Source organism: uncultured Pelagimonas sp. (genome assembly GCF_947498515.1).
GTDB lineage: Bacteria > Pseudomonadota > Alphaproteobacteria > Rhodobacterales > Rhodobacteraceae > Pelagimonas.
On record NZ_CANMKO010000006.1, the window covers coordinates 200,177 to 217,673 of the forward strand.

A 17,497-nucleotide genomic window follows, 5' to 3' on the forward strand; every position below is an offset into this window, starting at 1 on the left:
GGAAAACAGACATGACAGAAGAATTTGACCACATCGTTGTCGGTGGGGGCTCGTCGGGCTGTGTCGTAGCGGCGCGACTGGCAAGCGATGGCGGAGCGCGGGTTTTGCTGCTTGAGGGTGGACATTCCCATCGCCACCCTCTGCTGGATATGCCCCCCGGTATTTTCAAGATGATCAACGGGTCCAAGTTCATGACCTATCATCAAACCCGGCCTCAGCCCCATTTGGACGGACGCGTTCATGACATTCCTCAGGGCAATGTTTTGGGCGGCGGGTCGTCGGTGAATGCCCAAGTTTATATGCGCGGTCGGCCAAGTGATTATGACGAATGGGATGACATCCTGCGTGGCAACAATGACCGCATTGGCTGGGGGTGGGACGATGTCCTGCCGCATTTTTGCGGAATGGAGGCCAACAATCGCTTGAATAATGACCTGCATGGCACCGATGGCGCAATGAAGGTGTCTGATCCCGGTCACATCAATGAGTTGTCACGCTGGTTTGTGCAGGCGGTTCAAGGCCTTGGCGAACCTTTTAATCCCGATTTCAACGGAAGCAATCAACGCGGCGTTGGGTTTTATCAGTTTATGAATCGCCACGGCAAACGCAGCTCGGCGGCCTATGCCTTTGTTGCGCCGCAAGAGGATAACCCGAACCTAACCGTCCGCCTAAACGCCCCGGTTCAGCGCGTTATTATCGAAAACGGTCGTGCCTTAGGTGTGGAGTATCGGCCCAAGTCAGGTGAGGTTGTGCGGGTGCGCGCCCGTGGTGAGGTTATCGTTTCGGCTGGCGCTTTGGTCACACCGAAGATCTTGATGCTGTCGGGGATTGGCCCTGCGGATCATCTTTTGGATCACGACATCCCCTGCCAGGTTGATCTACCGGGTGTCGGGCAAAATTTGATCGACCACCCCGAGGTGCCAATAACCGCGATCGCCAATGGCCCTTATGGGTATTACAAGCAGGGCGAGGGATGGCGGATGCTGCGCAACGGCGTACAATTCAAGCTGTTTGGGACCGGGCCAGTGACCTCTGCCGGGGTCGAGGCGGGGGCCTTTGTGAACCCAACCACCCCGGATGCGCCGCCCAGCATTCAGGCGTTTTGCGTTCCGATCGTTTATTTGGATCGCGATGCACTGGAAGAGGTGCAAGACGACTATGGGGTGACGGTGACGACGGTTGTGGTCAAACCCAAATCGCGCGGTGAGGTGCGCCTCGCCAGCGCTGATCCGGCGGATCGCCCGGATATATCGCCAAACCTGTTGCAACACCCCGACGACATGCAAGCAATGATCGACGGCCAGCGCTTTTTCCTACGCGCCTTTGCCCAAAGCCCGCTTGCTGACAAGCTGGAACGGGTCGCAATTCCCAGCCCAGATGATGTGTCCGACGAGGCGCTGCGCGCGCATTGCAAACGCTTTGTCAAAACCAACTATCATCCGGCGGGAACGGCAAAGATGGGGGCGGACGGTGATAAAATGGCGGTTTTGGATGCCCGCATGCGCGTGCGCGGCCTTGAGAATCTGCGCGTTTGCGACATGTCGGCGGTGCCAAATATCAACGCCGGAAACACAAATGCGCCCGCAATGATGCTTGGGGATCGTTGTGCAGACCTTGTTATGGGGCGTATTTAAGAAGCTAGCTTTTCCCCTATGCAGCAGAAAACACTGTTAAAATTTCGATGCGGGTAATTTTAATATATCAAAATGCAAAAATAGTTCGACTAAAATGATATATTAATGCTAGCAATCCAATAGCGAATATGAGGAGCAGGTGAATGTCGACAACACAGCCACAGGGCAGCGATCAGGGCCGTTTGGCCTGTGGGGCCAAAATTGCCCAAATCACACCTGTTCATGCACGTGTCGGCACACGCAACCAATTGCTGGTCAAAGTGGTGACCGAAGACGGGCTGATTGGTTGGGGCGAATCTGGCTTGTCGGCTCGGGAACATTCTGTTGCGGCCACAATCGCGCATTTCGCCGAATTTCTCATTGGTCAAGACAGCCGCCAGATTGGCCGAATTTGGCAGGAAAGCTATCGCAGCCAGTATTTCGAAGGTGGCCGGGTCTTTACCGCTGCCATCTCCGCCATCGACATCGCTTTGCACGACATTTTGGGCAAGCGCCTTGGCGTGCCGGTGTATCAACTTTTGGGTGGTAAACAGCGGGATGTGATCCCGACCTTTGCCAGCTGCATGGGCTCAAGTGCCGATGAGCTTTTGGAAAAGGCCCGCATTCTGGTCGATGCCGGGTGGACTTGTATCCGTACGTATCCATCAAGCTTTGGGCCCGAGGTTTTTGACCCGCGCGCGTCCCTGCAACAAACTGCAGACGAATTGATTGCCATCCGCAAGGAATTTGGGCGTGCGATCACTTTGGGCATTGATCTACACCATCGTTTGACCGTGCCCGAAACGGTAAATTTCTGCTCCATGATGCCGCGTGGCACCTTGGATTTTATCGAAGAACCCATCCGTGCAGAAACCCCCGAGGCCTATGCCGTGTTGCGCGGCATGATCGATATCCCCTTTGCGGTGGGCGAAGAATTCTCCAGCAAATGGGAAGCCGCGCGTTTCCTTGAATCTGGAATGACGCAATACATGCGGCTCGATATCTGCAACATCGGCGGCTTTACCGAAGCGATGAAAGTCGCGGGTTGGTGCGAACGCCACTATGTCGATTTGATGCCGCACAACCCGCTTGGCCCTGTCTGCACGGCGGCCACGGTGCATATGTCGGCGGCCGTGCCAAACTATAGCTGGCTCGAAACACGCCAATCCGTCGTGGAACAGGATTTAGGTTTTCATGATCCGGAACTGTTCCCGGTCCAAGTCGACATGCAAGGCCCGGTTTACATCGTGCCGGATACGCCGGGTTTGGGCGTTGAGGTCAACGAAGAGCTGATAGCCCAACAAACCCCCGAACATGTGGAGCCACCGCACCTGCGGCGGCCCGATGGGTCCGTCACCAACTGGTGACCCCCAATTCGTATCACCAATTGGTGGCCAAACGTTAATCCATTAGGAGGAGAATGGAATGCGACTGACAACAAGGATGAAAACCAGCTTAAAAACCGGGGCGGCGGGCCTATGCTTTGTCGTATCGGGGGCGATGCCCGCACTGGCGTTTGAGGAGGCGCCAACGCTTGCTGCCAAGGTCGCCGACGGGAGTTTGCCCGCGCTAGAAGAGCGTTTGCCGACGAACCCAATGGTCATGGAAGTGCTTGATAAAACCGGCGAATATGGCGGCACCCTGCGTCGTGCCATTCTGGGCGGCGGCGATCAACACAATATGGTGCGCCTGATCAGCAACGAAAATCTGGTCCGCTGGAGCGCCGATTGGAGCGAAGTCAAAACCAATATCGCCGAAAGCTATGAGGTGTCTGACGACGCGACCACCTTTACCTTTAAGCTGCGCGACGGGATGAAATGGTCAGACGGTGCACCCTTTACCGCAGATGACATTCTGTTTTGGTACGAGATCTTTAACGACGAGCGGCTGACACCGTCCAAACACGCGATGTATGTCGGTGCCAGCGGTGCCGTTGAGGTGTCCAAGATCGATGACCTAACCGTGGAATTCAAATTCGGCGAACCAAACGGCTTGTTCTTGCAAAACCTGGCTTATGGGTTCGGCTATTACACTGTGAACTACCCGCGCCACTATCTGGCGCAATTCCATGCGGATCATAATCCCGATGTTCAGGCATTGGTGGATGCAGAACCCGCAGCGAGCGATTGGGTGTCTCTGTTCAACCTCAAAGCTGGCCCCATGCACACACCGGCCTTTTGGCAAAACGCCGATCGCCCAACGCTTCACCCTTGGCACATCGTCAAAGGCTATGGATCAACTGAACGGATGGTTGCAGAGCGCAATCCATACTATTGGAAGGTCGACGAAGCGGGCAATCAGCTCCCCTATATCGACAAGGTCGCGTGGGATCAGGTTGAAGACGTCGAGACCATTCTGCTCAAAGCGTTTAACGGCGAGATCGACTATATGGCGCGCCACATTGGCCGCCCGTCCAACCTTGCGGCGCTGACCGATAACAAAGAGCGCGGCAGCTATGATTTCTATAGCGTTGGCGACATTCCATCGAACCAATCGATCTTGATGTTCAACCTCAACAACCCCGATCCCATCAAGAATGAAATCGTCAACACTTTTGAGTTTCGCCAAGCGGTGAGCCACGCTGTGGATCGCCAAGAAATCATCGATCTGGTCTATTTGGGGGCTGGAACCGCCGCCCAAACGGCCCCACACAAAAGCGCGCCTTTTTATCAGGAAAAATGGGCAAAACAGTACACAGAGTTTGATCCTGACAAGGCCAACGCCCTGTTGGACGGGATGGGTTTGGACAAAAAGGACGATGAAGGCTTTCGCCTCGGGCCGGATGGCGAACGCTTTACCTTGGTCTTCTTGGTCGCAGATGTGTTCGGCCTGCAATTCCCTGATGTGATGGAATTGGTTGCGGAATATGCCGCCGATGTCGGCCTCGATTTCCAAGTGCGCGCCAGTGATCGCTCACGCCTTCAGGATCTCGCCTCCAGCGCTGAACATGATGCTTACATCTGGAACTGCGGTGGTGGTGTTGTGGACGCTTATACCAACCCATATTGTTACGTGCCTCAGGGCCAAGCCGTCTATTGGGCCCCCAAATGGGCCTCTTGGGGTGTCGACAACGCGACCGGGATCGAGCCGCCGGAGCATATCAAAGCACTGTTTACCGCCTATGAAGGGGTGACCACCACCGCCGACCCAGCCAAGCAAGAGGCCGCTTTGGTTGATCTGATTGATCAGGCAACCGGCCAATTGTTGACCATCGGTATGGTGCAAAGCGACGGGGCCTTTGGCATTGCGCGTAACAATCTGCGCAATTTCCCCAATCCAATGCCGATCGCCGGTCAGCTCTGGACACCGGCCCCTTACACTGCACAATTCTTCTTTGAAGGTGGCGCAAACCTGCCGTGATCCGTCACGACTGACCTGATGTGCAGGTCCGGTTAGCGACCAACCTGCATATTTCAGAGCGGCGGTGCTTGTCCTCCTGCATCGCCGCTCGCTTCTCTTGCAACTCACGGTCCCCAATGCTGCAATTTCTATCCCGCCGACTGCTCTATATGATCCCGACGGTGTTTCTGGTTTCGGTTGTGACTTTTGCGATCATCCAATTGCCCCCCGGCGATTACCTCGATTCACTGGCCGCCGAACTCTCTGACAACGGCGGCTTGGACGAAGGCACCCGACTGGCGCTTGAGGCACAATACGGCCTTGGTCAACCGATGCATGTGCAGTATTTTAAATGGATGAAGGGCATCCTGCTCGAAGGCAACTTCGGCATTTCCTTTGAAAAGAACCTGCCAGTTAATGATTTGATCTGGGATCGGCTTGGGTGGACCTTTGCGATCTCAACGCTGACTCTTTTGTTCATCTGGATCATCGCCTTGCCCATCGGCATCTATTCGGCGGTTCGCAAATATTCCTTTGGCGACTACCTGGCGACCTTCCTCGGCTTTATCGGCCTCGCGGTCCCCAATTTCCTTCTCGCACTAGTCATGATGTACGTGGCGTTCAAATATTTTGGCCAAAGCGTCGGTGGGCTAGTCAGCCCGCAATACCTCGAGGAAGCGTGGAGCTGGGACAAATTCATCGACCTGCTCAAGCACATCTGGATGCCGATTGTTGTGGTTGGCACATCTGGTGCGGCGGCGTTGATCCGGATCATGCGCGCCAATCTGTTGGATGAACTCTACCGTCCCTATGTGGTGACGGCCCGCGCCAAGGGCATGTCCGAATTTCAGCTGCTGCTACGCTATCCCGTACGTGTCGCGCTCAACCCGTTTGTGTCAACCATCGGGTGGATTTTACCGACGTTGGTCTCGGGCGAAATCATCGTTGCCGTGGTGATGAACCTACCGACAACCGGCCCACTACTGCTCCGCGCCTTGCTGGTTCAGGACATGTACCTTGCCGGATCGCTCATCTTGATTGTCAGCATGCTGACCGTGCTTGGCACGCTAATTTCCGATCTTCTTTTGGCCTGGATTGACCCAAGGATTCGTTACCAATGACCGCCATAGACCAACCTCACGACACTTCGGTCATCATGCCAGAACTGCTTGGCCCTTGGGCGCTAATGTGGCGCAAGTTTCGTCGCCATCGCATCGCCTATGCCAGCCTGTGTTTGGTGGTGATGATCTATATCGTCGCCCTGTTTGGCAACTTCTTCGCCCCCGAAGATTTCACCGATACCAACCGGCGCGGCATCTACGTTCCCCCACAGGGTATCCACCTATTTTACGAGGATAAAAGCGGAGATCGCCAATTTGGCCTGCATGCCAAAGCTTTGAAAATGGAGGTCGATCAGGCTACCATGCGCCGCAGCTACGAAGAGCAATCCGGCAAGATTGTCCCCCTTGGTTTCTTTGTAAAAGGCCACAGCTACAAGCTGCTTGGGTTTTGGAAGGTAGATCGCCATTTCTTTGGCCCCAAGAAGCCCAAAGACGTGGTGTATTTTCTAGGCTCAGACCGGCTTGGGCGGGATATCCTTAGCCGGATCATCATCGGCACCCAAGTATCGATGTCCATCGGGCTAGTCGGCGTTGTGGTGTCCCTTCTGATTGGGGTCTCGTTGGGTGGGGTTTCGGGCTATTATGGCGGCTGGATCGACAATGTCATTCAGCGCCTGATCGAATTCCTGCGCTCGATTCCAACAATCCCGCTTTGGATGGGCCTTGCGGCGGCAATCCCGCTGGGCTGGCCACCTCTGCGTACCTATTTCGTTGTCACCCTCATTGTGTCGATGATCGGCTGGACATCGCTGGCCCGCGAAGTCCGGGGCAAGTTCCTGTCGCTTCGCAAAGAGGATTTCATCACAGCCGCACGTTTGGATGGTCTGTCCGATTGGGAGGTGATCCGCAAACACATGGTCCCAAGTTTTTCGAGCCACATCATCGCCTCGCTCACCCTTGCGGTGCCTTTGATGATCCTCGCAGAAACATCGCTGTCCTTCCTTGGCATTGGCCTGCAACCATCCATCGTGTCATGGGGCACTCTGCTGAAAGAGGCCCAGAACATCCGCACCATAATCGAGGCCCCGTGGCTGTTGATTGCGCCCGGAGCAACCATAGTGATCGCTGTCTTGGCGCTGAACTTTCTAGGAGACGGCCTTCGTGATGCCGCAGACCCCCATGCCCATTGATCAATTAACAAAACCGCTGGTCGAAATCCGCGATCTCAAAACGCATTTCTTTACCGATGACGGGGTGATCAAAGCCGTCGAAGGGGTCGATCTAGATGTACACCCCAACCGCACCCTGTGCATTTTGGGCGAGTCGGGCTGTGGCAAATCCATCATGGCACGTTCAATCTTGCGCATTGTCGATGCGCCCGGCCGCATTGTGCAGGGCTCAATCACCTATAACGCCGCCAATGGGCGTGCCATTGACTTGGCCAGTGCGCGCCCGGGCTCCCGCGCGCTGCGTGACATTCGCGGCCAAGATATTGCGATGATTTTCCAAGAACCGATGTCTTCGCTTGGCCCGATCACCAAGATCGGCAAACAGATCACCGAAGCCCTGTTGTTGCACCGCAATATGTCCAAGCCCGAGGCCAAAGAGGCCGCGATTGAGATGCTCAACAAAGTTGGCATTCCCAAACCCGCAGACCGGTTTGAGGCCTACCCCTTTGAGTTATCCGGCGGTATGCGCCAGCGCGCGATGATCGCCATGGCGCTGTGCTGCCAGCCGCGCTTGTTGATAGCGGACGAACCGACAACCGCCTTGGATGTCACCACACAAGCGCAAATCCTTGATCTCATTGCCGAGCTCAAGAACGAGCTGGAAATGGGAGTGATGTTGATCACCCATGATCTTGGCGTCGTAGCCGAGGTCGCCGAAGATGTGGCCGTTATGTATATGGGCCGCGTGGTCGAAACCGGCAGTGTTGAGCAGATTTTTGAAAGCCCCCAACACCCCTATACCCGCGCGCTTTTGGATTCCATTCCCCGGCTTGGCGCCCCCCGGCGACGGCGTTTACCGGCTATTCGCGGCATGGTTCCGCATCCTTTGGCGCGACCCTCGGGCTGCACCTTTCGCACCCGCTGCGATCATGTGATTTCCGGTGTTTGCGATCAGGTTCAACCACAACTGGCTGGCCAGGGAACTGCACAGGTTGCCTGCCATCTGCATACTCCGTCCGAGGTGCAACATGGCTGATCCCGTCCTAAAGGTCCGCAATTTGGACATGCATTTCCCAATTGGTGGCTCCTTCTTTGGCAAACAAACCGATGTAGTGCGCGCCGTTGATAAGATATCCTTTGATGTTTTTCGCGGCGAAAGCTTTGGTATCGTTGGAGAAAGCGGTAGCGGCAAGACAACTCTCGGCCGTTGTATTATGCGTACTCTGGACCCATCCGCAGGTAGCATCAAACTCACCACCAAAACTCGCCCCGAAGCCGAGTTGATTGGCGCGTCGCGTGCGGAAATGACCGCGATTTGGCGCGATATGCGTATGGTGTTTCAAGATCCACAAAGCTCGCTAAACCCGCGTTTACGGGTGTTGGATTTGGTCGGGCAGGCCCTGCAAAAATCCGAAGGTCTCAAAGGGCAGGCCTTGGCCGATCGCGTCGGCGACCTATTGGAGCAGGTAGGGCTACAACGGGCGTTTTTGATGCGTTACCCCAATGCCTTTTCAGGGGGGCAAAGACAGCGGTTGGGAATTGCTCGGGCGCTTGCGACCAAACCCGAGATTGTCATCGCTGACGAAGCTGTTTCTGCCCTAGATGTCTCCATTCAGGCGCAGACGTTAAACCTGATGCAGGACTTACAGGAAGACTATGATTTAACTTATATTTTCATTGCTCATGACCTTGCCGTGGTTGAGCATTTTTGTGATCGCGTCGCGGTGATGTATCTGGGCCAGATTGTTGAACTGGCGGATCGGGATACTTTGTTTCGCGCGCCCAAGCACCCTTATACCAAGGCCTTGCTGGACGCCGTTCCCCGGCCCGTACCCAAGGCGCGTTCAGCCAAACGGGTGGCACCGATTGGAAAGGTCTCGGACCGGGTTAGCACGGGTTGCAAATTCGCGCCGCGCTGCCCTTTGGCACAGGATGTTTGCTGGTCAAGTGAACCGCCAACACTGACCTTGGGCAGCAGTCAGCTCAAATGCCACAGGCCAGACGCTGTTTAGGGTCTAGCCAAATTTAGCAATCGTGGGGTCTTAGTAAGAGATCAATGTCGACAAAGCGCCAAGGGCACCAATGATCTCCACTGGTGCCCTTGGTTTTTTGCTTTTGGTGATGGCGTCTGCGTCACTTGGCGAATGCCAACTCCGGTAGGAATGTGGCAATGGTGGGGATGAATAGGATCATCAGCAAGGTGATGACCTCGACCTGTAGGAACCACCAGATCCCACCGAAAATCTCTTTGAGCGAGAAGGATGGCACCACCCCTTTGAGCACAAAGGCGTTCAACCCGACAGGCGGCGTGATGAGACCAATTTCAAGCGTTTTGACAACAACAATCGCCAGCCAGATGGGGTGTGCACCCAGTTCGATCAACGGCGGCACAAAAATCGGCACGGTCAAGAACATCACCGACACCGGATCAACCATACAGCCCAAAATCAGCAACAAAACCACATAGATACAGACGATGCCCATCATCGACATATCAAGGCCAACGATGAATTCGGACAGCGCACCCGATGCACCGCTTACCGCGAGGTAGGAAGAGAAAATCAACGCGCCCACGAGGATGATAAAGATCACCGATGTGGTCTGAGCGGTGTCGAGAAACACTTCCTTCAAAACCGGAAAAGACAAACGTTTGCGGATCAAGGCGATCAGGAAAGACCCAATTGCACCGATTGCACCGGCTTCGGTTGGTGTGATGATCCCGGCATAAATGCCGCCGATCACAATACCACCCAGCGTGAGAAAGCTCCAAACACCTTTCAAAGATTGCAACCGTTCTTCTATGCCAGCCTTCGGCAATGCCGGGGCCAATTCTGGGTTCCGGCTCACCCGGATGTAGATCATGACCAGATAGGCAAAGGCGGTCAGCAATCCGGGAATGATACCAGCGATCAACAGCTTGGGAACGGATTCCCGCGCGATGATGCCATAGACGATCAGGTTGATGCTTGGCGGGATCATTCCGGCAAGCGTGCCGACGGTCGCCACACAGCCGGCCGCCAGTTTGCGGTTAACCTTGAGCCGCAGCATTTCAGGGATCGCGACGCGGCCAAAAACGGCGGTGGATGAGGTTGTTGAGCCAGAGCACGCGGCAAAGGCGACGGCGGCCACAGTCGTTGAAATCACCACGCTGCCCTTGAGGTGGCCAAGCCATGCACGCGTCGCCCGATAGATATCCTGGGTGATGCCGGCCTTGGCCGCGACATGCCCCATGAGCAGGAATAGTGGGACCGCGCTCAGCGCATATCCTGATCCAATGTCAAACAACCGGCCACCGATGGCGTCGAGGGTGATCGTTGTTCCGCGTATCAACGCAAAGCCCACAGCCCCCGACAACAGCAGGGAAATGCCAACTGGCACACGCAAAACCATCAAAATTCCAACCAGCCCGATCACGAGCGGCACTTGAAGTGACTCAATCATTGTTTTCTCTCATCTTCAGCCGTCTCTTGAGGGGCAAATTCGGCAACTGCCGCGTCCTCAAGTAGTTCATTGTTTGTGATCAGGCGGCTCAGCTGGAGGAAAAACCGCAATGAAAACAAGGCCAAGCCAACCGGAATACCGACGCGCGCCCACCATGTTTTGACTTCGACAATGCCAAGGATCGTGTCGCCCATGGCATAGGCGCTCAAGGCCGAAACGGCGCTGGTCCAAGTCAAGGCGGCAAAGAACAGACAGGCGATCAGTAGGTAAATCCCTTGGACAACCTTCTTAGTCTTGCGCGGGAAATAGTCGTACAGAACGCCGACGGTGATATGGGCGTCGCGACGCTGTGAATACCCAAGACCCAAGTAGATCAGATAGACAAACATCAAGCTGACGTATTCATAGGCACCCGGCAGGCTTTTGGAGAACAAGGCCCTTGCTGCGACCTCTAGCACAGTGATTGTCATCATTGTCGCGACCGCCAAGGCGGAAACGTAGCAGGCGACTTCCTCTAGCTTTCTTTGTAACCATATGGCTTTGCTGGCTAAACTTGCCATTTAGGCATCCCTCCCCCATGAATGAATTTTTGAACAGGTGTCACACATGGCGGGTCAAACAGCGCTTGGGCCGTTGACGGATTTGCATGTGTTTCGAGATAGGAGCGCCGCCGACAACCTGTTCTGTCGTTCATGGCAGCGCAAGGAAAGACCGGGCAATGCGCCCGGTCAGCCCGTGGGTGGTATTAGCCTTCGTGCTTTTCCAGAAGCTTCAAGAAGTCATCCAGAACAGCTTGACCGGCAAGACCGTCTTTTTCGCGTGCGTCGACCCAGCTCTGCCAAGCAGCATTGCGAACATCGAGCATTTTGGCTTTCTCGGCCTCGTCCAGTTTGACGATTTCAGTCTGCGCGCTGAGTTTTGCGTGAGACTCGATTTCAGCAACTTCCAACAGGCTGCGCGCTTTCATGACTGTCTCGTCATTGAGCTCTTCGATCACAGTTTTCACGTCATCTGGAAGGGCATTCCATGTGTCGAGATTGATGGTGACGGGCATTGGGAAGAAGAACCAGTCTTCATCGTCCCAATAGCTGAAAATCTCACCAAAGCCAAAGGCATAAGCATCCGCAGGCGACCCAATAATCGCCGCGGTGACAACCTTGCGCTCTGCCGCTGCGGGCAGCTCACCCCACGGAATGCCGTAGACGGTGATGTCGAGTTCTTTCAAGATTTCAGCGGCCCCGCCATGGGCGCGGATCTTGGCGGACTTTAAGTCCTCGATCGAGCGGATTGGATCATGAGACAGCAGCTGAATCGATGTCCAAAGACCTGGGAACAGGTACTTTTGGTTCATCGCTGTGAATTCCGCTTCGACAGCGGGGGATTTGAACAATTCGTGCCCGGCCTGCGCATGCGCCAGAGCATTGTCGCTCATGAACGGAAGCGACGTCACATTGGCAAGCGGGAAGAGGCCGGGGTTATAGACCGGAGAGAACTCTCCGAGGTCAAAGGCACCAACCTTGATGTTTTCCGGCTGACCGGACAGCTTGCCCAATGGGCCACCAAAAATGCGGGTGAATTTGACTTTGCCGTCGGTGCGTTTTTCGACCTCATCCATCCACCAGCGGGTCGCGAGGTTCGAGGGGCCTTTGCCTGTGAAGGCATGGTACTTAAGATCAATTTCCTCTGCTGCAGAGATTGCTGGCATTGTCAAACTGGCTGCTGCCACCAGCGCGCTGGCGCATAGCGTTTTGAGTAGTTTCATTTCGGTTCTTCTCCCTATTGTTCGTTTTCACCCGTAAAGGTGGTCTGGTTGGTGATCGGCAGTCTCCTCGCTGCCGAACGCCATCTCATTGGTTTGGACACCTGTTGGTTTGGTAACTTTGTTTGGATTTGCGCGGCACGGGGGATCACGCCCGAAGTTTGCGGAGACCCGCAGCCACGCAAGGGGGCACCCGCGAAAAACCCTACGCGCCCGTCACGCTTTTATTTTCTGACCCAACTTTCTTGAATGTCGCAGCCCGCGCGGCGCAACAACACGGACACCGGGCATTTCTCTCCAGTGATCCGTTGCAGCTCAGCAATCTTGTGATCGCTTGCATCGGTATCAAGGATCACCTTCAGCTCGATCACAGGAAATGGCGCCCCAATCTCGGCCTTCCCAAACACGCCCCGCGTGTCAAAGTGTCCGCAGATTTCAAATTCCATGCCACGCAGGTCGATCTTGAGAAGACCCGCGACGTAGTTGGCGATCACATTGGTGCAGCCCAAAAACGACGACAGCATGGTTTCCAAGGGCGTCGCAAAAAGATTGGTGCCGCCGCGCTCTGGTGGTTCGTCGGTCGTGACGACCTTGCCCCGCGCCACCATCTCGGTCCGCGCATGGGTGATCGCGTGCCCTTGCACATCGATCTTAAATAGATCTGGCATGACATGTGCCATCAGTATCTCCTAATTGAAGCAGTTTGGGAGTGGCGGCACCAGATAGCCTTTGTGAAAAGGCGGGTCCGGCGCGCCGTTTAAAATAGCGCAAGCCCCGGCGTTTTGACTTTGATCCGGTAGATCGAGGTCGAAGACGTGAAGTAGAGGTCCGTCAGATCATCACCGCCCCAAGCAAAGTTGGCGGTAAACTCTTGCATTCGGATCACACCCAGTGTTTCGCCCGCTGGGGTGATCACATGAACACCCCCCGGCCCGGTGCAATACACATTGCCTTTGCTGTCGATCTTCATACCGTCGGGATGGCCTTCGCCTTCGCCGGTCGTCACCTCAACCCACACCTCACCGCCGGTGGCACTGCCATCTTCGGCAATATCAAACCGGCGAATGTGTTTGTGTTCTGTGTCGTTCACATAGAGAATTTTGTGGTCCAGCGAGAAACACAAACCGTTGGGCTGTGCGAAGTCATCCGCCAATTGGTTGATGGTCTTGCCATCGGGTGTCACGCAATAGACGCCCTGTTTACCCATATCCAAATCACGCTCGACGCCAAAGTAATCCAAGCGCCCATAGGTTGGATCGGTGAAGTAGATCAGCCCATCTTTTCCAACCACGATGTCATTTGGGCTGTTGAGCTCTTTGCCATCATAATGCGTTGCCAGCGTCGTGATGGTGCCATCGGCTTCGGTCCGCGTCACCGAACTTGTCGCGTGCTGACAGGTGAGCATGCGGCCCTCGGCGTCGTATGTATTGCCGTTGCCCATATTGCTGGGCTTGCGGAAAGACACCACTTTGCCATCTGCCCCGAGCCGGAAAAGTTCATTGCCGGGGATGTCAGAAAACGTCAGATGCTTTTCGACGGGGTGCCAAATCGGGCCTTCGGTGAACAGGAAACCCCCTGCCACTTTCTCCAAAACCGGATCGGCATCCACGATCTCATGCATACCTTCAAGGCGCACGTCGATGCTCATGGTTTAACCCTCAGCTCTTTGACGCGTTCGCCGCCAGCAAACCAATCCACGTCTTCGACCTCTTCAAAGACAACCCAGACATTTTCCTTTGGAATACCTGCGGCCTCTGACAGCGTATTGGTCACTGCCGTTTGCACCTGCTCTTTGATGCCCTTTGGGTCATGCTCGATAACTTGTTTAACGATCCGAATGTTGACAAACGGCATCGGCGTCCTCCCGTAATCTTTACGACACGGAGTAGAACCCGGTGTCATATCCTCATGTTGAGATCAGATTAGGGAGGTCATTTTGGTGCGTCTGCGTCAGCTCACGCAGCAATTGAACGGGGAAGCACATCACACTTGCGGGTTCCCGCAAGACTCTGAGCAAAAACATTATTCGCCCTGAGAAGACAGCCAGTCTTGCAAGTTTTTTTCCTCGCGGCGCAACGCGTCTGCATTGAGAATTCCCTGAGACAAAGCAAGGGAAATAGCCCGTGTTCTGGAATTGAAACTCGGGCCCCATGGACCGGCGGGAAGGTCCCCCTTTTCCAGACCAAGCTTTTGGTAGAGGTGCTGCAACCGGCTTTGCGCCCCGCGTAGCGACACATGTCGCCGAGCGGCGATGGCCTTGTCGGTCAACCCTAGGCACAGGTCAACAAGGGCCTCGAATTCCAGCTCGCTGAGACCAGAAAGCCGATCCCCTGCCCGTTGCTGAACACTGCGAACTTCGCGGTCGATCACACATTGCTCGGCGATAAAGACCCCTTGCAACGCCAGCTTTAGCTGCTCTTCTGGGGCGGATTTCAGGATATAGCCATAGACGGCCTCGGGCGGCACAATCTTAGTGATACCCCGAATATAAGCTTCTTCTGTGTAGTTGGACCAAAACAGAATTTTTGTGTGCGGCTTGCGGGCCCAAATGCTTTTGGCCACCTCGACGCCTGTCACCTTGGGCATTTGCAGATCAAGCACCACAGAATCAAAGTCGGACGCTCCAAACGCGGCAATGGCATCCTCGCCATCGGCGGCCGTGATCAGCTCATCCAGCTCTGGCAAGGTATCGCGTGACACACCTTCGAGAAAGGATCGGTGGAGCTTGTCGTCTTCGGCAATCAATAAGCGCATTCAATTTCCTGTTTGGTAAGGTCAATCCGCGTCCCGAACTTCAGTCCCGGATGACATGGGAACAGTGATCAAAACGCGTGTCCCTTTTGGGGCGTTCAAACGATCAAACAAGACCGAAGCCGAGATCAAATCGGCACGGGTCTTGATGTTGCCGATCCCGCTCAGTGAGTGCAAATCCATATCCTGAATGCCGGTACCATCGTCCTCAATGGTCACGCTCATATTGCCCCCCTGCTGGGCGATACGAACATTGATCCGGCTACAATTCGCATGTTTCAAGGCGTTATTTACCGCTTCTTGCACGATGCGGTACATCGCCGTTCTGACGGTGTCTTGTAGGTGATCCATCTTGCCATCAGTCAGGTCTTGGACATGCATGTTCATTGGGCGACGTGTGTTGCGCAGGCATCGCTGCAAATGGGCGTCGACGGCTTCGGAAAAGCCAAACATCTGAAGCACACCCGGCTTCATATCTTCGACAATGCCGCGCACGTCCTCGAGGCAATGATCCAACTCCTCTTGGATGTCAGCAAGCTCTTTGGACGCCTCAGGTGACCCGCCTTCGATCCCAGACATTCGTCGACGGATGCGCGCCAAATCTGCCAAGGTTTGATCATGCAAATCCATCCCAAGCCGTTGACGCTCGCGCTCCATGCCTTCGGTCAGTTGCAAAGCGCCAATGCGCAAAGAGCGTTCGCGCCCCGTGGCTTCAATTTCTGCAATGGCCGAGTCCTTGGCCTCTTTTCCTCTCTCCAAGGCAAAAAGATAGGCAGAGACCAAATCCGCAGCCCCTTGGGCCAATACGACCAATTCCTCGTTGTAGAAACTCTTCTTATGGCTGGAAATCGCCAGTGATCCGATCAATTCCCCCTGCACCCGCAGCGGAACAACAATGCGGCTGTGCAGATTGGCTTGAAACAGCGGTTCACTGTCGGCCCCTTCGAAATGAAAGCGAGGATCGGTCCACGCGTCATCCGTCAAGATATAGGGGAGATCGCCCCGCAGCACATCGCGAATTGGGCTTTCTTCTGTTGGCGTTGCGGGGTTTTGGGTGTGGCTCCAGGATGTGTGCATCCGAGCCTCATAACAAATCTGCGTCCCGGTTGGGTGCAGCAACACAATATCAAGGTGATCATGGGCAATGAGCGCGCGCAGCCGGTTGGCAAAATTCTCGAGAACCAGCTCATAGTCTGTCGGGCCCGCAATGGCCCGCGCAATTGACAAATAGCAATCTAATGCTTCTGCGGCGTTCGGCATTACGGCATACACCCCTTCCTCGGGTGCAATCAGTTGACCATAATCTTGTTTCTCTTTCAACGTAGCCTCTTGAGTTTCGGTCAAAAATCGCCCTCAAACAGCTTCTGTTGTCATGGTGGAAATCTGCACAACCGACCGCATCCCTTGGATGATCGCCTGCGCATCATCATAGATATGCGGACACATTCCACACGCTTCCAAAGCGATCTGATATAGACGCGCGTTTTCGCGATCTCCGATGATGACCACATCTCGATTGCGCCACATGTCTTGAACGGCCGCGATCTCAGCCCCGATAAGAAGCCCCGACAAGCGCGCTTTTAGAACTTCATTTGGTGTTCCGTTCAACAAGGCCTGCGGGCGCAGGCTGAACAATTTGGCTGTGATCCCAGAGGGATCAGAAAACGCTGTTTCAATTGCACCCAGAAATGCCGCACCATCCCAAGACGGGCTTTTTGTGCAAAAACGCAGCACAGAGTGATTTGCCAGAAGACCAAACAATTCTCCGGTCATAAATGTGGTGAAAGACCGGATTTCGCCTTTCTCAACCTGAACCCATTTGGAATGGGTTCCCGGCAGGCAAAAGACTCCGTTGAAGTTTGGATTTTCCGCTAGATATCCGGCAATCTGGGTCTCTTCGCCGCGCATGACGTCTTCTGGCTGGCGCTGGCAGACGCCGGGTACAATCCGCACAGACAGGCGTGGGTCTTTTACAAAAACAGATACCACGCGTTCAGGAGACACAGGAAGGCATGGCACCTCAGAATATGGGGCTTCTACCCAACCTTGCTTCGCGCCGACCATCCCGCAAGCCACAACAGGTGTGACACGATCATTTGATAACCACGGCTCGATGATCGCAAGCAAAGTGGGTTCGAATTCACCCGGAAGCAATTGGGACATACCCATATTGCTTTCGATACGATCCACAATCTGATTGCCATCACCAACGGCATAAGCGCTTAAATTGGTTGTCCCCCAGTCAAGGGCTACCCATTGAATCCTCATAATTTCTTCTCCAACAGGTTGTTCTAGTTGCCCTGTCGCACGGGCTTCATCTCCTATGTGTCGAAATTGGGGGCACCCGGAAACTGCGATATGCGC

The 17,497-nt window shown here is 54.8% G+C and carries 16 protein-coding genes; 7 read left to right on the forward strand and 9 right to left on the reverse strand.

Annotated elements, in window-relative coordinates:
- Positions 1 to 11: 11 nt before the first annotated feature.
- From Q1A43_RS13160 to Q1A43_RS13190, 7 genes are all read left to right on the forward strand, one after another.
- Positions 12 to 1,634: a GMC family oxidoreductase N-terminal domain-containing protein gene (locus tag Q1A43_RS13160; RefSeq protein WP_299935834.1), complete on the forward strand. Its 1,623-nt coding sequence runs from the start codon at positions 12 to 14 to the stop codon at positions 1,632 to 1,634.
- 143 nt (positions 1,635 to 1,777) lie between these two features.
- The gene (locus Q1A43_RS13165; RefSeq protein WP_299935837.1) at positions 1,778 to 2,980 is read left to right on the forward strand and encodes a mandelate racemase/muconate lactonizing enzyme family protein; all 1,203 of its coding nucleotides are present in this window, start codon (positions 1,778 to 1,780) and stop codon (positions 2,978 to 2,980) included.
- A gap of 58 nt (positions 2,981 to 3,038) precedes the next feature.
- Positions 3,039 to 4,973 (forward strand): ABC transporter substrate-binding protein, encoded by a 1,935-nt coding sequence (locus tag Q1A43_RS13170; protein ID WP_299935840.1) that lies wholly within the window; start codon positions 3,039 to 3,041, stop codon positions 4,971 to 4,973.
- A gap of 116 nt (positions 4,974 to 5,089) precedes the next feature.
- Positions 5,090 to 6,073, forward strand: a complete 984-nt coding sequence (locus tag Q1A43_RS13175; protein WP_299935842.1) for an ABC transporter permease — start codon at positions 5,090 to 5,092, stop codon at positions 6,071 to 6,073.
- Positions 6,070 to 7,203 carry an ABC transporter permease gene (locus Q1A43_RS13180; protein ID WP_299935845.1) on the forward strand — a complete coding sequence of 378 codons (1,134 nt, stop codon included), beginning with the start codon at positions 6,070 to 6,072 and terminating at the stop codon, positions 7,201 to 7,203. The genes Q1A43_RS13175 and Q1A43_RS13180 overlap by 4 nt, the downstream gene beginning before the upstream one ends.
- Entirely contained in the window at positions 7,178 to 8,218 is a 1,041-nt protein-coding gene (locus tag Q1A43_RS13185) for an ABC transporter ATP-binding protein (protein ID WP_299935847.1), read from the forward strand. The genes Q1A43_RS13180 and Q1A43_RS13185 overlap by 26 nt, the downstream gene beginning before the upstream one ends.
- The gene (locus Q1A43_RS13190; RefSeq protein WP_299935850.1) at positions 8,211 to 9,194 is read left to right on the forward strand and encodes an ABC transporter ATP-binding protein; all 984 of its coding nucleotides are present in this window, start codon (positions 8,211 to 8,213) and stop codon (positions 9,192 to 9,194) included. The genes Q1A43_RS13185 and Q1A43_RS13190 overlap by 8 nt, the downstream gene beginning before the upstream one ends.
- Before the next feature lie 121 nt (positions 9,195 to 9,315).
- Here the strand turns inward: Q1A43_RS13190 and Q1A43_RS13195 are convergent, their stop codons facing one another.
- The 9 genes from Q1A43_RS13195 to Q1A43_RS13235 form a co-directional block, all read right to left on the reverse strand.
- Positions 9,316 to 10,623 (reverse strand): TRAP transporter large permease subunit, encoded by a 1,308-nt coding sequence (locus Q1A43_RS13195; RefSeq protein WP_299935853.1) that lies wholly within the window; start codon positions 10,621 to 10,623, stop codon positions 9,316 to 9,318.
- The gene (locus Q1A43_RS13200) at positions 10,620 to 11,096 is read right to left on the reverse strand and encodes a TRAP transporter small permease (RefSeq protein ID WP_299935855.1); all 477 of its coding nucleotides are present in this window, start codon (positions 11,094 to 11,096) and stop codon (positions 10,620 to 10,622) included. Before Q1A43_RS13200 ends, Q1A43_RS13195 begins: the two co-directional genes overlap by 4 nt.
- A 272-nt stretch (positions 11,097 to 11,368) precedes the next feature.
- Positions 11,369 to 12,385: a TRAP transporter substrate-binding protein DctP gene (gene dctP / locus Q1A43_RS13205; RefSeq protein WP_299935857.1), complete on the reverse strand. Its 1,017-nt coding sequence runs from the start codon at positions 12,383 to 12,385 to the stop codon at positions 11,369 to 11,371.
- A gap of 221 nt (positions 12,386 to 12,606) precedes the next feature.
- The gene (locus tag Q1A43_RS13210; RefSeq protein WP_299935859.1) at positions 12,607 to 13,062 is read right to left on the reverse strand and encodes an OsmC family protein; all 456 of its coding nucleotides are present in this window, start codon (positions 13,060 to 13,062) and stop codon (positions 12,607 to 12,609) included.
- Positions 13,063 to 13,139: 77 nt separating this feature from the next.
- Positions 13,140 to 14,030 carry an SMP-30/gluconolactonase/LRE family protein gene (locus Q1A43_RS13215; RefSeq protein WP_299935861.1) on the reverse strand — a complete coding sequence of 297 codons (891 nt, stop codon included), beginning with the start codon at positions 14,028 to 14,030 and terminating at the stop codon, positions 13,140 to 13,142.
- Positions 14,027 to 14,236: a 4-oxalocrotonate tautomerase family protein gene (locus tag Q1A43_RS13220; RefSeq protein ID WP_299935863.1), complete on the reverse strand. Its 210-nt coding sequence runs from the start codon at positions 14,234 to 14,236 to the stop codon at positions 14,027 to 14,029. The genes Q1A43_RS13215 and Q1A43_RS13220 overlap by 4 nt, the downstream gene beginning before the upstream one ends.
- Positions 14,237 to 14,404: 168 nt before the next feature.
- Complete coding sequence (locus Q1A43_RS13225; protein WP_299926221.1) at positions 14,405 to 15,136, reverse strand: response regulator transcription factor; 732 nt, start codon at positions 15,134 to 15,136, stop codon at positions 14,405 to 14,407.
- A 21-nt stretch (positions 15,137 to 15,157) separates the two neighbouring features.
- On the reverse strand, positions 15,158 to 16,453 hold the full coding sequence (locus Q1A43_RS13230; RefSeq protein WP_299926218.1) for an ATP-binding protein: 1,296 nt from the start codon (positions 16,451 to 16,453) through the stop codon (positions 15,158 to 15,160).
- 33 nt (positions 16,454 to 16,486) lie between these two features.
- Positions 16,487 to 17,401: a 2-dehydro-3-deoxygalactonokinase gene (locus Q1A43_RS13235; RefSeq protein ID WP_299935866.1), complete on the reverse strand. Its 915-nt coding sequence runs from the start codon at positions 17,399 to 17,401 to the stop codon at positions 16,487 to 16,489.
- Between the last annotated feature and the right edge of the window lie 96 nt (positions 17,402 to 17,497).

Coding starts and splice junctions, on each gene's coding strand:
- Q1A43_RS13160 (WP_299935834.1), top strand. CDS start 12: ATGACAGAAGAATTTGACCACATCGTTGTCGGTGGGGGCTCGTCGGGC.
- Q1A43_RS13165 (WP_299935837.1), top strand. CDS start 1,778: ATGTCGACAACACAGCCACAGGGCAGCGATCAGGGCCGTTTGGCCTGT.
- Q1A43_RS13170 (WP_299935840.1), top strand. CDS start 3,039: ATGCGACTGACAACAAGGATGAAAACCAGCTTAAAAACCGGGGCGGCG.
- Q1A43_RS13175 (WP_299935842.1), top strand. CDS start 5,090: ATGCTGCAATTTCTATCCCGCCGACTGCTCTATATGATCCCGACGGTG.
- Q1A43_RS13180 (WP_299935845.1), top strand. CDS start 6,070: ATGACCGCCATAGACCAACCTCACGACACTTCGGTCATCATGCCAGAA.
- Q1A43_RS13185 (WP_299935847.1), top strand. CDS start 7,178: ATGCCGCAGACCCCCATGCCCATTGATCAATTAACAAAACCGCTGGTC.
- Q1A43_RS13190 (WP_299935850.1), top strand. CDS start 8,211: ATGGCTGATCCCGTCCTAAAGGTCCGCAATTTGGACATGCATTTCCCA.
- Q1A43_RS13195 (WP_299935853.1), bottom strand. CDS start 10,623: ATGATTGAGTCACTTCAAGTGCCGCTCGTGATCGGGCTGGTTGGAATT.
- Q1A43_RS13200 (WP_299935855.1), bottom strand. CDS start 11,096: ATGATGACAATCACTGTGCTAGAGGTCGCAGCAAGGGCCTTGTTCTCC.
- dctP (WP_299935857.1), bottom strand. CDS start 12,385: ATGAAACTACTCAAAACGCTATGCGCCAGCGCGCTGGTGGCAGCAGCC.
- Q1A43_RS13210 (WP_299935859.1), bottom strand. CDS start 13,062: ATGGCACATGTCATGCCAGATCTATTTAAGATCGATGTGCAAGGGCAC.
- Q1A43_RS13215 (WP_299935861.1), bottom strand. CDS start 14,030: ATGAGCATCGACGTGCGCCTTGAAGGTATGCATGAGATCGTGGATGCC.
- Q1A43_RS13220 (WP_299935863.1), bottom strand. CDS start 14,236: ATGCCGTTTGTCAACATTCGGATCGTTAAACAAGTTATCGAGCATGAC.
- Q1A43_RS13225 (WP_299926221.1), bottom strand. CDS start 15,136: ATGCGCTTATTGATTGCCGAAGACGACAAGCTCCACCGATCCTTTCTC.
- Q1A43_RS13235 (WP_299935866.1), bottom strand. CDS start 17,401: ATGAGGATTCAATGGGTAGCCCTTGACTGGGGGACAACCAATTTAAGC.